At 45.5% G+C, this 14,402-nt stretch carries 12 protein-coding genes; 3 read left to right on the top strand and 9 right to left on the bottom strand.

Features of this window, described 5'->3' with window-relative positions; genetic code table 11:
- The first annotated feature begins 87 nt into the window (after positions 1-87).
- Complete coding sequence (gdhA, locus tag MKY01_RS23955) at positions 88-1,473, top strand: NADP-specific glutamate dehydrogenase (protein ID WP_174806476.1); 1,386 nt, start codon at positions 88-90, stop codon at positions 1,471-1,473.
- Between the two features lie 155 nt (positions 1,474-1,628).
- Positions 1,629-2,483 (top strand): pentapeptide repeat-containing protein, encoded by an 855-nt coding sequence (locus MKY01_RS23960; protein ID WP_339283857.1) that lies wholly within the window; start codon positions 1,629-1,631, stop codon positions 2,481-2,483.
- 159 nt (positions 2,484-2,642) lie between these two features.
- Here MKY01_RS23960 and MKY01_RS23965 read toward each other — a convergent pair whose 3' ends face one another.
- The 6 genes from MKY01_RS23965 to MKY01_RS23990 all read right to left on the bottom strand — a co-directional run bounded on the left by MKY01_RS23965 (position 2,643) and on the right by MKY01_RS23990 (position 7,277).
- Positions 2,643-3,626 (bottom strand): diaminopimelate dehydrogenase, encoded by a 984-nt coding sequence (locus MKY01_RS23965; RefSeq protein ID WP_076318750.1) that lies wholly within the window; start codon positions 3,624-3,626, stop codon positions 2,643-2,645.
- A 206-nt stretch (positions 3,627-3,832) separates the two neighbouring features.
- Positions 3,833-4,411, bottom strand: coding sequence for a hypothetical protein (locus MKY01_RS23970; RefSeq protein WP_339283859.1), 579 nt, complete (start codon positions 4,409-4,411; stop codon positions 3,833-3,835).
- Between the two features lie 32 nt (positions 4,412-4,443).
- Positions 4,444-4,590, bottom strand: coding sequence for a hypothetical protein (locus MKY01_RS23975; protein ID WP_165790037.1), 147 nt, complete (start codon positions 4,588-4,590; stop codon positions 4,444-4,446).
- 47 nt (positions 4,591-4,637) lie between these two features.
- Positions 4,638-5,621: an alpha/beta hydrolase gene (locus MKY01_RS23980; protein ID WP_339283861.1), complete on the bottom strand. Its 984-nt coding sequence runs from the start codon at positions 5,619-5,621 to the stop codon at positions 4,638-4,640.
- A gap of 232 nt (positions 5,622-5,853) precedes the next feature.
- Positions 5,854-6,609: an exodeoxyribonuclease III gene (locus MKY01_RS23985; protein ID WP_339283863.1), complete on the bottom strand. Its 756-nt coding sequence runs from the start codon at positions 6,607-6,609 to the stop codon at positions 5,854-5,856.
- Between the two features lie 110 nt (positions 6,610-6,719).
- On the bottom strand, positions 6,720-7,277 hold the full coding sequence (locus MKY01_RS23990; protein WP_076328222.1) for a GNAT family protein: 558 nt from the start codon (positions 7,275-7,277) through the stop codon (positions 6,720-6,722).
- A 131-nt stretch (positions 7,278-7,408) separates the two neighbouring features.
- On the opposite strand from MKY01_RS23990, the gene solA reads away from it, so the two are divergent.
- Positions 7,409-8,542 (top strand): N-methyl-L-tryptophan oxidase, encoded by a 1,134-nt coding sequence (solA, locus tag MKY01_RS23995; RefSeq protein WP_339287247.1) that lies wholly within the window; start codon positions 7,409-7,411, stop codon positions 8,540-8,542.
- 234 nt (positions 8,543-8,776) lie between these two features.
- On the opposite strand, the gene MKY01_RS24000 is transcribed toward solA, so the two are convergent.
- The 3 genes from MKY01_RS24000 to MKY01_RS24010 all read right to left on the bottom strand — a co-directional run bounded on the left by MKY01_RS24000 (position 8,777) and on the right by MKY01_RS24010 (position 14,393).
- Positions 8,777-10,417, bottom strand: a complete 1,641-nt coding sequence (locus MKY01_RS24000; RefSeq protein ID WP_339283865.1) for a glycoside hydrolase — start codon at positions 10,415-10,417, stop codon at positions 8,777-8,779.
- A 493-nt stretch (positions 10,418-10,910) separates the two neighbouring features.
- Positions 10,911-12,632 carry an ABC transporter ATP-binding protein gene (locus tag MKY01_RS24005; protein WP_339283866.1) on the bottom strand — a complete coding sequence of 574 codons (1,722 nt, stop codon included), beginning with the start codon at positions 12,630-12,632 and terminating at the stop codon, positions 10,911-10,913.
- Between the two features lie 12 nt (positions 12,633-12,644).
- Positions 12,645-14,393, bottom strand: coding sequence for an ABC transporter ATP-binding protein (locus tag MKY01_RS24010; RefSeq protein ID WP_282320543.1), 1,749 nt, complete (start codon positions 14,391-14,393; stop codon positions 12,645-12,647).
- Between the last annotated feature and the right edge of the window lie 9 nt (positions 14,394-14,402).

Raw genomic sequence — 14,402 nt, forward strand, 5'->3', positions numbered from 1 at the left:
TCCTGTATATTTAACTACAAACTTTTATTCAATTTATGCAAATAAGCCTCTACAGACTTTAACACAATAAAGGAGTGCATCGAAAAAGTGTCCACGATAACAAAAGAAACTACAGAGTCCGTTCAAGTTACTGCCGCAGAATATGTTCATTCCGTTTACGAGTCGGTTGTCGCCAGAAATCCGCACGAAGACGAGTTCCATCAGGCTGTCAAAGAAATTCTGGATTCCCTTATTCCTGTTATTGAAGCACACCCCAAGTATAAGAACCATAGTCTGTTGGAACAGCTTGTTGAACCTGAACGTGTAATCACATTCCGTGTCCCATGGGTAGATGATCAGGGCAAAGTTCAGGTTAACCGTGGATTCCGGGTGCAATTCAACAGTGCCATTGGCCCTTACAAAGGCGGACTTCGCTTCCATCCTTCTGTATACTCGGGCATCATCAAGTTCCTTGGCTTCGAACAGATCTTCAAAAATGCTTTGACCGGTCTGCCCATTGGCGGCGGTAAAGGTGGTTCTGACTTCGATCCCAAAGGAAAATCGGATCTGGAAGTCATGCGTTTCACGCAAAGCTTCATGACAGAGCTGTACAAATATATCGGTTCCGATACGGATGTACCGGCAGGTGACATTGGTGTAGGCGCACGGGAAATCGGTTACATGTTCGGCCAATACAAACGTATTCATGGCGGGCATGAGGCAGGCGTATTGACAGGAAAAGGTCTGCTGTACGGAGGAAGCTTGGCACGTAAGGAAGCGACTGGCTTCGGCTGTGTGTACTTCGTGAAGGAGATGTTGCAATCCAAGGGGCTCAGCTTCCAAGACAGCACAGTCGTTGTCTCTGGCTCTGGTAATGTGTCCATCTATGCCATTCAGAAGGCACAGGAGCTTGGAGCTACAGTCGTGGCGTGTAGTGACTCAGGTGGCTACATACACGATCCACAAGGCATCAACCTGGATACTGTGAAACGTCTGAAAGAGGTTGATCGTCTTCGCATCAGCGAATACATCAAAGAACACCCGCATGCTACATATACCGAAGGCTGTGAAGGCATCTGGTCTATCCCTTGTGATATTGCTCTTCCATGTGCAACGCAAAATGAGATCGATGAAGAAGCTGCGGCCCTTCTAATCAAAGGTGGCGTGAAGGCCATTGGCGAAGGGGCGAATATGCCTTCCACCCTGGCTGCCATTGACGTCTTCCACGGTGCAGGCGTGCTGTTCGGTCCAGCCAAAGCGGCTAATGCCGGAGGTGTAGCCGTGTCTGCTCTTGAAATGTCACAGAACAGCATGCGGTTGTCCTGGTCATTTGAAGAAGTAGACGCCAAGCTGCATGACATCATGAAGAACATCTACACCAGCTGTGTAGAAGCTGCTGAAGAGTATGGCTGTGAAGGCAACCTCGTAGCCGGAGCGAATATCGCCGGTTTCCTCAAGGTAGCGGATTCCATGATTGCTCAAGGTGTAGTTTAATTTAAATACGTGATTCTCCACGATCAAAGGGCGTTCCCATCCATTTGGGTAACTGCCCTTTTTTCCTTGTCTTCAATTGCTCTAATCGCAATGCAATGGTAAAGTGGTACTGACGTAATTCCATCTATTTGTACCATTATAAGGAAGTGTTTACATTGTCTAACCAACCATTTGCCAGCACTGCGAGTCCTCATCTTAGCGCAGACTGTGAGCAATGTTTTGGCCTGTGCTGTGTTGCCTTGCCCTATGGCAAGTCATCTGACTTTGCTTTTGATAAAGCCAGCGGCACACCCTGTCCCAATCTGCGCACGGACAATCGCTGCGGTATCCATACCCAGCTTCGGCAGAAAGGGTTCAAAGGTTGCACGGTATACGACTGTTTCGGAGCTGGACAGAAGCTGTCCCAAGTGACCTACGCGGGCAAAGATTGGCGTGATCATCCAGAGTCTGCAAACGAGATGTTCGATTGTCTGCCTGCCTTGCGACAACTTCACGAGTTGCTCAGTTATATGAAGGAAATGATGATGAGACCGGAGACGTCATCCCTTCACTCGGCATTTGGTGAGTTATATGAGGAGGTTGAGCGCTTGAGCAATCTGGAGCCTGCGGCACTCCTCCGTCTGGACATCGCCAATTATCGGTCCAGTGTGAATCAACTCTTGGTCCAGGCAAGTGAGATGGTACGCGCGAATGTGCCACCCACCGCTCAAGGACAAGGACAGTCGAAGAAGAGTAAAAAACGTACCGGAAGTGACTTTTTTGGTGCCAATTTAAAAGGGGCTGACCTGCGGGGTGCAAGCTTCCGAGGGGCTTTAATGATCGCAGCCGATCTCCGATATGCAGATACACGAAATGCGGATTGGATTGGCGCGGACTTGCGGGATACGGATCTGGGCGATGCAGACCTGAGAGGTGGCATCTTCCTGACGCAATCCCAGATTAATGCAGCCAAAGGTAATGTGAATACCAAGTTGCCGGATCATCTTAACATTCCCTCACACTGGATGTAGGGTGCCATTTCCGCAAGAGCACGAGCAGGGATACAGGCAGGATAGTACCTGCCAATTCATATGAATGTATGAATCGTATACAGCAACAGCAAAAAAAACAGCTCGTCCTATACATCCAAGGACGAGCTGTTTCTATAAAATCACTGGAACGAATCAGAATTATAACAAGTCGCGGCGAAGATCTTCAGCCGATTTTGGAGACAAATGACCGAGCGGAATATCAAATACCGTTTTCGCTCCCTTGTGTCCTTCCACGCTCAAGCGTTGTGCGGCTCTTGCATACGCTACAAGTACGCTTGCTGTAAATTCAGGATTGCTGTCGAGTTTTAGACCAAATTCAATAATTTGCTTTTGACCAGCACCTGTAACCCCACTGCGAATTACAAATCCACCATGCGGCATACCTTCATGCTCGGATTTCAATTCTTCTTCGCTAATGAACGTTACAGTTGTATCGTAATCTGCAAAGTAGTTAGGCATCGACACAATCGTCTCACGGATCTCATCCTGATTAGCACCATCTTCTGCTACCACATAACATTGACGCAGATGTTTCTCACGTGTAGACAGCTCTGGTGTCTCCCCTGCACGAATGCGGTTGATCACCTCTTCAACAGGTACAGTATACTGTACACCCGCCTTAACGCCTGGAACACGACGAATAGCATCCGAGTGGCCTTGGCTCACACCTTTGCCCCAGAACGTGTACTCTTTTCCTTCTGGCAGGATAGACTGTGCAAGCAGACGGTTCATGGAGAACAAGCCTGGGTCCCAACCTGTGGAAATGACACTTACGTGACCGCCTTGCTCTGCCGCAGCATTAACTTCCTTGTAGAATTCAGGAATCTTCGCATGTGTATCGAAGCTATCTACCGTATTGAACAACTTGGCGATGGCTGGTGTCTGCTCTGGAAGGTCGGTTGCAGAACCACCACAGAGGATCATAACATCAACCTTGCCTATGTATTGCTCCGCTGCAGAGATATGCTCAAAACGTACTTCTGTGCTTTCAGCGACCATCTGCTCCGGATTACGACGTGTAAACACAGCAATCAGTTCCAGATCCTCGTTCTGGGAAATGGCTTTCTCTACACCTTTACCCAAGTTACCGTAACCAACAATACCCACTCTAATCATGTTCAATCCTCTCCTGTCTTCTTCTATAGTTGTCTATTACTCTGTTTATAATGATATAACATATCATGTAACCTGTCAGGTTTCCAGTTCGAAATAAAAATACCTTGCAGCGGTGCAACAATAATGCGGCTCCGTATGCAAGGTATTATGGCGTTCATTCGTTATTTTAGGAAGAAAAAAAGCAGGAAAGAAAAGTAGCCCTTATCTTCTGCTTATGATTCTGTCCAGGTCAACGTCAGTTCAATGACGCCTTCCTGTCCCGCCAATGTTCCTCCAATCAAGGACCAGACATCCTGCGTTTCCGGATCGGTTCCCTGAATGATAATATTTTTGTCATCGATCGTCTGACCTGCATCGGTCAACTTTTTGGCGTTGAAGTAATCTTTATACAGCTGGGATACGGTTTTCATATCTTGTTCAGTGGAGAAAATCACCATGGCCGATTGCTTGCCTTCATTCTCACCAGAATTGGCTAAACGAATCGTAGCATCTTCCGGCAACGGGAAATCACTTGGCAAGTTCTCCGGCAACTCATTGGTTCCAGCAGTTGCTTCCTCACCACGATCTGAATCCGAGTCGGTTGGTGCAGTCGTACCCTCCGTTTCGGTCACTGCACTTGTTGTTGCTTCGCCTGCACCTTCTTTAGTCGCTTGTTCACCAGTTCCAGAGGAAACTTCAGTGTCCACCTTCTCCGTATCACTCGGTTCGTCTGCCGCGCTGCTGCAAGCACTCAAGGCCACCATCATCGCCAGTGCCGCACAGGCCAATACATATTTCCTTCTCTTCACCATCTGTTACCACTCCTTCTTCTTAGTTTCATGTGCTAATCACGTTCAAACGGCTGGATCACAGGCACCGCATGAACGTTATTCTTAACCCATATCACAGATACAGATAATACACTTAGAGACAATAGACAACTGACTACAAGAATGGACAGGAAGCGGGTGATTACTTTAAACTTTTTCATCCATCCCTCCTCCTCCTGTTCATCATGTATTTGTGGAATCATGTTACTCATAGGTCACTGGACGGTGTCACTAATTTCATGATCTCGGCGGCGACAATATCCGGTTGACTGTTGTGGATACTGTGTGTCGCTTGTGGAACCGTCAGCTGTGTTCCGTGTCTTGACCATGAAGCAAAATTCGCTTGGTCGTCCTGCCATGCACGACTGTCCTCATCCAACTCCTCCGAACCGGCTGTGAGGATCGTCAGGGGGAAGCCAAACTTCGTTTTGTTCTCAAGCACACAAGCTGCATTTGTTCTGGAATTACGAACCTCTTCCATGACATTGTCATTGTACGCATGTCTCAGCGTGGATATCGTGACGGCTTTTTTCATCGGTTCCGTTACCAGATTGGGGTCAATGACCAGAGATGCCATCATGCGATCCGATTGCAACAATGTTCGTGCGATGCCTGTTTTCACCAGAAAACGGGACCCATCCATCATCCATTCCGGTGTATTGAGGTCCGTACGACTGTAATACTCCGGGCTTCCACCATCGATCATGACCATGCCAGCCACTTCATCAGGATACCTTTGCGCAAACCGCAGTGTCTCCAGCGCACCCAGGGAGTGACCGACCATGATGTAAGGGGGACGTTGACCGGATGTTCGCAGCAATTGGTGGATCTCTTCCGAGATGGTATCAACATCACGAGGGTCATCGGTATAGTCGCTGTATCCGTATCCGAACCGATCATATACTGCAATTTTTACCTGTGATTTCAACTTGTCATATAGCGGACTGAAATCCACATACGGATTGGGTGTACCCCAGCCTGAGGCAAACACCACAGTTACCTCTCCTTTGCCAGCAGTGTAGAGGTGCATGTTGCGACCACTCACTTCATAATACTTGCCTGGCGGGGGATAGGACTTCATATCCTGCGTGGATTGATACGCTTCATACGCTGTACCTGCCAGCAGCAAAAGTCCTGTGGCAAGCATGATGCCTCCCAGCACTTTTAACCCTCTCCGTAACCCCTTCTTCATCTTCTCTACCCCTTACCCCAAAGGTTCATCTATATATGTATGCTTCAATCGTACCCAAGAAATAGCGGGATTGAAACAATCCCGAGTCCAGTTCTTTCCCCAACCAAAGTCCAGTGTCCCTCCCCTACCTGTGACGCAAAAAAACTGCAAATCTCCCATTCAGGAAACTTGCAGTTCATCTATACTTGTATTCTAAAACTCTTACCTCAATCTATCTCATGATGATCCTTACCTATAGTTGCAACGTAAGACCCACCGGGCAATGATCACTGCCCATCACGTGGCAGTCGATATGCGCATCTGCCACCTTAGGTGCCAATTGATTGGATACGAGAAAATAATCAATGCGCCAGCCCACGTTCCGTTCTCTAACCTTAGGCATATAAGACCACCAGCTGTATACATCCGTACGATCCGGATACAGATGGCGGAAGCTGTCTACATACCCGGAAGCAAGCAAATCAGTCATCTTGCCACGCTCTTCAAGGGTAAATCCGGAATTGCCCAGATTGGGCTTCGGATTCTTCAGGTCAATCTCCTGATGAGCCACATTCAGGTCACCACAGACGATAACCGGCTTAGTCTGCTCCAATTGCAGAATGTACCCCCGGAATCGATCCTCCCATTCTAGACGGTAAGGCAGCCGGGTCAGATCCCGCTTCGCGTTAGGGGTATAGACGTTCACCAGATAAAACTCATCATACTCCAGTGTAAGCACCCGTCCTTCCGGCTCGCTGTCCTCCTCCATCCCGTAACGAACGGATAAAGGCTTGATTCGGCTAAATACAGCCGTACCGGAATAACCTTTTTTGATCGCATAATTCCAATATTGATAAACATCTTCCCCCAGGTCCATCTCAATCTGTCCGGCTTGCAATTTGGTCTCCTGAAGGCAGAAAATGTCTGCCTGACTCTCCCGATAATAATCCATGAATCCTTTGGTCACACATGCCCTTAAGCCATTCACATTCCAGGACACCAGCTTCATATCCTCATCTCCTCACATCCCTCCAATATAGCATGGGCTCATTCAGAGGGACAAGCCTTACGGCTCTGGAATGAGATGGAGTCATTGGAATCCTTATGGGGCTAGCTTGCCTATATTTCGCTTCGTAACTTAGAGAACACCGCAAGGTCAATATATCTGCCTTTCTCAAACTCATGCTGCCGCAGTACACCTTCCTGTTGAAAATCAAGTTTATGTAACAGGTGAATTGACGCCTCGTTCTCCGGTTCAACCTTTGCTTCGATCTTGTTGAGCTGCATGCTTGTGAATCCAAAATGTAACACAGCACGGGCCACTTCAGTCATAACACCGCGGCCCCAGAAAGAGGAACGCAAATCGTATCCAATCTCTGCACGGTTATGTACATCTTCATAGTTCAGGAACCCACAGGTTCCGATCACTTTACGAGTTTCACGGTCTTCAATCATCCAGCGTAAACCCGTGTGTTCTTTGAAAATCTTCGTATACCAATTCATCTCACCCTGTGCATCCTCTACGGATTCAAAGGGAGTGAATGGCATATATTGAACCACAGCTTCATCGGAATATAACGCGAGCAGATCATGGCTGTCTCCAGCCTCAGCTGACCGGAGGATGAATCGTTCTGTCTGAATTAATGGAAATAGATCAAACCTAAATTGCTCACTCATGCGAAGTCTCCTTTGCAACATTCATTGTAGAAGTCCATTTTACTACACTTGCCTTCATCAAGCTTTTACTATTAATATGTTCTATTAAGGCATTACTGTAGAAAAGGATACATAGGAGAGGACGTGCTATTATCACACAATCATATGACGTTATTATCGTTGGAGCCGGCTCCATGGGTATGAGTGCTGGGTATTATCTATCGCGCAGTGGATACAAAACTTTATTAATCGATGCCTTTGATCCTCCGCATACGGAAGGAAGTCATCACGGGGATAGCAGACTGATGCGCCATGTGTACAGTGGTGGGCCTGACTATATTGCCATGGCATTACTTGCACAGAAGTTATGGCACGAGCTGGAGGAAACGACCGGAGACCAACTGTTTGTTCCTTCCGGTGTAATAAATGTGGTTGATCCGGAGATTCATTCCTTCCACAACCGATTGAGCCATGCAGATGGTGCAGGCATTCGTTATGAAACGTTGCACGCAGCCGAGGTGATGAAACGCTGGCCAGGTATTACAATACCTGAACATTACAAGGGCATGTATGAGCCTGATGCGGGTTATCTGTATAGTGAACCCTGTATTCGTGCCTTCCGCAAAGCAGCCGAAACTCACGGTGCCACCTTGTTAACGCACACGCTTGTGGAGCATATCGAATACGGACCACATTCCGTTGCAGTTCAGACTTCAGGTGGTGAGACATACCATGCAAATCAAATCATTCTGAGCGCTGGTGCCTGGTTTCAGACATTAAAACCTTTCGTGGATCTCCCCATTCAGGCAGTGCGTAAAACGGTTGGATGGTTTGATGCACCAGAAGCCTTATACGGCGAGACAAACTTCCCTGGTTTTACACTGGCGGGAAAAGAAGGTACATATTATGGATTTCCAAGCATGGGCGGATCAGGTCTGAAGATGGGTCGTCATGATACAGGCCAGGTGTGGACACCAGGAAGTACAATGGCTCCATTTGGTACGGAAGAAACGGACGAGGGGGATCTGCGCAGGCTGCTCGAACTTCATATGCCTCAGGCAGCTGGAGAATTGAAACGTGGTAGTGTGTGCAAGTATGAATTCACTTCGGATGAAGATTTTATCATCGACCGACACCCTGCCCATGAACGTGTGTGGCTCGCAGGCGGTTTCTCCGGTCACGGCTTCAAGTTCGCAAGTGCCATTGGGCAGATTCTATCCGACTTGGTGCAAACGGGGTACACGGATCAGGATATTAGCAGGTTCGCCCTATCCCGTTTTCGTTAAGTACCAGCTGGGTGGATGAATATATGTATGTCTAAAATAGTTACTTTTCTTGAGGGTGCAGTGTTGCTTAGAGCACTGCACCTCCAAGAAAAAAGGACACGTAATAACGTTTAATTCATGTGTACTCACACTAATTAACTTTGACTAGGCTCCATTGCTGATTGGCCCCGCCATTGTCGGCCCATTGAATGGTGGAGGCACCCGCGGTCAGAGACCCTTGATTGATGTCAACCGTCAGTCCACTGTTTCGATTCGCAAGTACCACATATCCTGCCACTGAATCAGAGCGGCTCCGCCTTGTGTGGAACCCGAATTCACATCCAGCAAAAGCCCACTGCCTACATTGCGAATGTTGTAATATCCGTTACCTGCCGACTCCAGCTTCCATTGCTGGTTGGCTGCTCCATTATCATTCCACTGAATGATTGTTGCCCCACCCGTAGAAGAAGCACCGTTAACATCGAGTGCAAGTCCGCTATTTCGATTGATTGATTTGTAGATGGCCCCGGATTCATATCCTGTACCGCCATTGTAAGTTGCACCGGAAATGACGTAGGTTGTGACCGAATTGGCCTTGGCCGTAGCGGTAAAGGTTTTGTTTTGCACTGAAATATTGGTCAGTTGCTGCAACTTCTCTGTTGAAGAGGTCCGATATACTTGAGCAGACGTGCCTGTGTTAGTAAAACGACTGAGATCATAGGTTACTGTTGTATCCGTCGAATCCGAATTGGTTGTAACCAGTACAACTTTGCCGGAAGCTGCATCATAGGCTGCAAGGGTATTGGCATCATTCATGCCGATAATCTTGTATCCAGGACGAATAAATTTGCTGTAATTGCCCATGACATAGTATTTTTGGTTCACGGTGTAACTGGTCGTTTGTGTATTGTTCAACACGTTCTTGAAGAATCCCCATCCTTCTGCACTATCGACGGCTTGCCAATACACCCATCCACTTGCGCCCATATTGCGAATATCCTTGAGGATGGTCCGTGACATCGTAAGTCCGCTTGCATCCCCATCTCCATATTCCGAGGTCCACAGATGTTTGCCCGCAGACGTCGCTGTGTTGCGCAAAGCAGTACGATTGCTTCCGCCATACGTATGAGTGTTGATCTGAGTGATCGCTGATTTAACCGCATTGCTGTAGCTGTTGAACGACACATTGGTATCATCGATACTGTATTCTTCCGGTGCGCTCAGCTTTGTGGACAGGCCCTTTGCATTCAACGAAGCTTGTACCTGACTCAGAATTGTGTTCTGATCCGCCCGGTCAAAGTGCATGCCCTCCTGGTCATTGCCCTGCTTCCACCACGTCGAGATCGGTTCATTCAGCGGAGTTACACTATCAAATGTGATCCCCCAGTTATCCCGAAAATGCTTTACAACCTCGGTTAAGTAATCGGCAAAATCATCGTAGTAATCGGGCTTGAGGTTGTTACCACCATTGGCCGAACCGGACACATTACCACTGATCGTCATCCAGTAAGGTGCGGAATTCGCAAAAGCTTCGATGACATTCACGCCTTGCGCTTTGGCAGCTTGCAGCATATATCGTTGGTTTGCATCTGCATTCCAGTCATACACGCCGGGAGAAGGCTGGTAACCAGGAACGGCTTTGCGATATTCAAGGATATTGGACGATGGATTATCCCCGCCTCCAATGTTGTACCGCAGAATATTCAGCCCCAGTCCGGTATTTGCATTGAACATTTTCTCCACATACTCATCCCGATTGGAATATTCTCCAACCACTTTGCCCCACCACGCGAGGGATGTTCCCCATCCTTCCATCGTCTGATATTGCTTCGATGGATCGGCAACAGCCGTATAGGCTCCAGCAGCATATGCGTTCATTTGTTTCAACCCCTTCATGCACTTCACTCCTTACGGGATATGATTAAGTCCCTTTGAATGAACACAACGATATAAGTTCAATTAAAGAATATTTGTATCTAGCACTCCGATGTCAGAACAACTTGCCGATCGCTGTTATCCTTGGACTTTTCTGGACACAAAATTATTATTGCGCAGGAAATAACCCGGTATCCCGATGGTATTACATGACCAGTTCGTGGTATAGACGACATAATATAGACCATCTGTTCGAATTGCACTTACATGAAGCTTCACTCCCTTCACAGATCATGGATGAACATTAGTATTTTATGTAAACGGTTACATATTATAAAAATCTTTTATTATGTCTGCTCAACATTTCGTTGTTCTAAGCCTCCCTAACATCCCCCATCCTCTTAGCCCGATCCTCATCAAACTGAATCGAAAATCAACGAATCTTGCGATTCCACCAGCCAAGAAGATTAGGAGAAATTCATTAAGTCAATGCACATTCGAAGTTAACAATCTATCATTCATCTGTATTGTTTATGTCTTGGAGCTTTCGATATTTACCATTTAACTTCATTAGTTCGTCGTGAGTCCCATCCTCAGCAATTCGACCATCTTCCATGAGGATAATGCGATCTGCCAAAGGAATTAGATTCAAACGATGGGTAATCAGTATTGCAGCTTTATTTTGCAGGAAATTCTCCAAGGCATTTATTATGATTTGTTCTTTCCCTTGATCCAATGCTGATGTGGGTTCGTCCATAATTATCAATGGACTATTCTGATGAATAAATGCCCTTGCCAAGCCTAAACGCTGTTTCTGCCCACCGGAGAAATTGTCTCCCTTCTCACTTAAGGATGTGTCATAAGATAGAGGCAAACGTTCAATATCTTCGTTTACTCCCGCCAAGGAGGCTGCATGACGAATATCCAGTTCCGTGGCTTCGTCCATAGCTAATTTAATATTCTCTCCTACTGTACCCGAGAACAAGAATATGGATTGACCAACGTAAACGGACTTATCAATTGCTGATCTGAATTCGCCACTGGTAGGTTGGTAAAGTCCAGAGCATATTTTCGAAAATGTCGATTTACCCGAACCGCTACTTCCTATAACAATAACTTTCTCTCTTTTTTTCAATTCAAAATTGATATGTCTTAGAATCGTTTGTTCACTATTTTGAGGCTGATAAGAGACATCTCTCATGAAGATTATCATATCTTCCTGAATTGGTTTCCTATCATTCGAATGAACGGGTTCGATCTCATCTGTGCTACTCTTTGTATTTAAAAACTTATTAATGCGTTGAAAGGCTCCTACTCCTTCTTGCAAACGACTATACTGATCGGACAACCCGATTACGGGCCATATCACTAATTCAAATAGAACGCTGAATGTCACTATGCTTCCTGGCGTTAACGTATTTCTGGAAGCCGCAATAGCAATAAAGATCAGAGCGGTTACATACACAAGCTGAAAGCTACTTTCCGTAAAAATCCGGCTCATCGCGTTGGACATGGCAAGCTTTGTTTGGGAATGGTTAAGCGTTCTCCTTTGTTCCATAAATTGGTTAAGGTAAAGAGATTTGGCACCATACATTCTGATAACTGGCAAACCTTGAATAAATTCTTGTGATGTTTCTCTTAACTTCGTTTCATCCTCCTGTACACGACTAGCCTGATATCGAATCCTCCGATCAAATATACGACCAATCAGAAAAAGAACCGGAGAACCCACCGCCCCCAACAATGCCAATACCAGATCAATCCGAATCAAGTAAACAAAAGATAAGATAATAAGCAACAACACGGTGATAAATTCAATTATAGCTTCAATAATTTGCGAACCATGTTCAATATCCTCTTTTAAGCGTGAAGTGAGTTCGCCAGAATGATATTTCTTTATTTCTTCATAAGGCATATGATTTAGTACTGCAAACAACTTCAACGTTAAATCACGATGGACATTGCCCAAAACTTTGACAATAATATGACGATGCACAGCCAATAACAGGATACCTGCAACTAATAAAGCGACCACAATTTGAACAAGATAAAATAAGTGCTCTTTAGTACTGGTGGTTGCCGTGTCGATAAATAATCCCTGGATTTTCGCAACGCCTAATTCAAAAATGACATCAACTAACATTAAAAAAGGAAGAAACACAAGCAAAATTCCGTATTTCTTAGTGTAAGACCATATAAGAGATACAGTCTGTCGTGTGCTAAAACGAAGTTCCAAGTGCCTTCCCCCTCACAAAACCTTGCTCTGTATAAGTTGATAATACTTCCCTTTATTATTCATCAGTTCTTCATGGCTCCCCATTTCTTCAATAGTTCCTTCGTTCATGTAGACAATTTTGTTCGCAGAGCGTATTGTATCCAAATTATGAGCTATGACAATCGTTGTACAGCTTTGAACTAAACGATCCAGTGATTCCCTGAACTTTATTCCATTTTCGAGGTCTAATGCGGAAGTCGGTTCATCCAATAACAGGATAGGTGATTTCCGTAAATATACCCTTGCAAGTGCAAGCCGCTGAACCTCTCCTCCGGATAGCTGAACTCCACGCTCTCCAATACATGTCTCATAACCTTGAGGGAGCATTAATATTCGATCATGCAAATGTGCAAGCTTCGCTGCATTCTCCACTTCGGTCATAGATATATCGCTTAGTCCAAAGCAGATATTCTCTCTAACAGAACCACTAAAAACGATTGCATCCTGGGAGACATAACCCAGACTAGATCTCCATTCGTTAAGATCCATATCCGTTATGGACACTTGACCACTTTTTATTACTCCTTCTGAAGGAGTATACAGTCGTAACATCAACTTCATCAAAGTCGATTTGCCTGCTCCACTTGGTCCGACAACGGCCAGCATCTGACCTGCTTCTATTTGAAAAGATATATTCTTCACCCCATTATTTCCGTTCGAATAACGATAACCTACGTTACTAAACATAATAGAATGGGAAGTTTGAGAAACGGAGCTCGAATTTCCAGTAAAAGTTTTATTATTTTCCTCTGGCAGATCACTAATGGTGAAAACTCGCTGTGCTTGTGTTATAGATTGAATCATCTCAGTCCACAAACTGGATATGGACAATAGAGGATTGATAAGTTGACCGCTGGTGACTACAAATGTAGCTAATGTCCCTGCAAGTAACTCCCCTTGAATGACTTGATACCCACCGAAACCCAACGTGAAAATCATACCACCAAAGGTAGCAAATCGATTCAGAGAATCGACAGATCTCTCGTACAAGGAAATTTTAAGTGTCCGCCTTAAAACTTTGTTTAACCTGCCTTCTAGTACATATCGAAAATAGTTTTGCAATTGATATGTTCGAACTTCTTCAACTCCCTGAACCGCTTCCTGCAAAACTACATCTCTTTGAGCAATCTCATCACCCTGATGGTCATAATTCTTTCGCAGAACACGTGAAATGGGATACGTGATGATCGGGTAGAGTAAAGTAAAGCCAATCAATCCAATCGTCAGTGGAAGGTTAAGCCAACTGAAATAGGCTAAGCTTAAAATTACTTGCAAGCCATTTTGGAAAAAAACCAGAAATTTTTCATTTACACCTGATTGAGCTTTATCGACAGAATGAAGTAATCTACCCACAAGATCGCTACTATGATAGCCTTCTAAGGATTCATGCTGTTTACCGTGCAATTGATTCAAGACACGATGTTGCATATCGGTTACAGATTTATTCTTCACTCGAATCATGACTCTACCCTGTAAAAGACCTAAAAAAACTTGTAAAATGGTTGCACCTATCGCCAAAATGGCACCCATATAAACGCTATCAAGAGATTTTGTAGTTGCACCTGATATGATTCTACGGATAGATTCAAGATATCCTATGTTAACAAAGGCTAAACATGAGATGATAAGCAATAAACAAAGATAATGAAAAACATAGGCTTTAGAATGTTTGATTAGTCTGGCAAAAGTTTTACGTGTCGAATACACGGCTGTCTTTCCCATCTCGGCTCC

This window comes from Paenibacillus sp. FSL R5-0486 (genome assembly GCF_037975155.1).
GTDB classification, from domain to species: Bacteria; Bacillota; Bacilli; order Paenibacillales; family Paenibacillaceae; genus Paenibacillus; species Paenibacillus amylolyticus.

Bases quoted from the DNA above. Each gene is read 5' to 3' on its own strand.
- MKY01_RS23970 (WP_339283859.1), bottom strand. From the start codon at position 4,411: ATGGTGAAGAGAAGGAAATATGTATTGGCCTGTGCGGCACTGGCGATG.
- MKY01_RS23975 (WP_165790037.1), bottom strand. From the start codon at position 4,590: ATGAAAAAGTTTAAAGTAATCACCCGCTTCCTGTCCATTCTTGTAGTC.
- MKY01_RS23980 (WP_339283861.1), bottom strand. From the start codon at position 5,621: ATGAAGAAGGGGTTACGGAGAGGGTTAAAAGTGCTGGGAGGCATCATG.
- MKY01_RS23985 (WP_339283863.1), bottom strand. From the start codon at position 6,609: ATGAAGCTGGTGTCCTGGAATGTGAATGGCTTAAGGGCATGTGTGACC.
- MKY01_RS23990 (WP_076328222.1), bottom strand. From the start codon at position 7,277: ATGAGTGAGCAATTTAGGTTTGATCTATTTCCATTAATTCAGACAGAA.
- MKY01_RS24000 (WP_339283865.1), bottom strand. From the start codon at position 10,417: ATGAAGGGGTTGAAACAAATGAACGCATATGCTGCTGGAGCCTATACG.
- MKY01_RS24010 (WP_282320543.1), bottom strand. From the start codon at position 14,393: ATGGGAAAGACAGCCGTGTATTCGACACGTAAAACTTTTGCCAGACTA.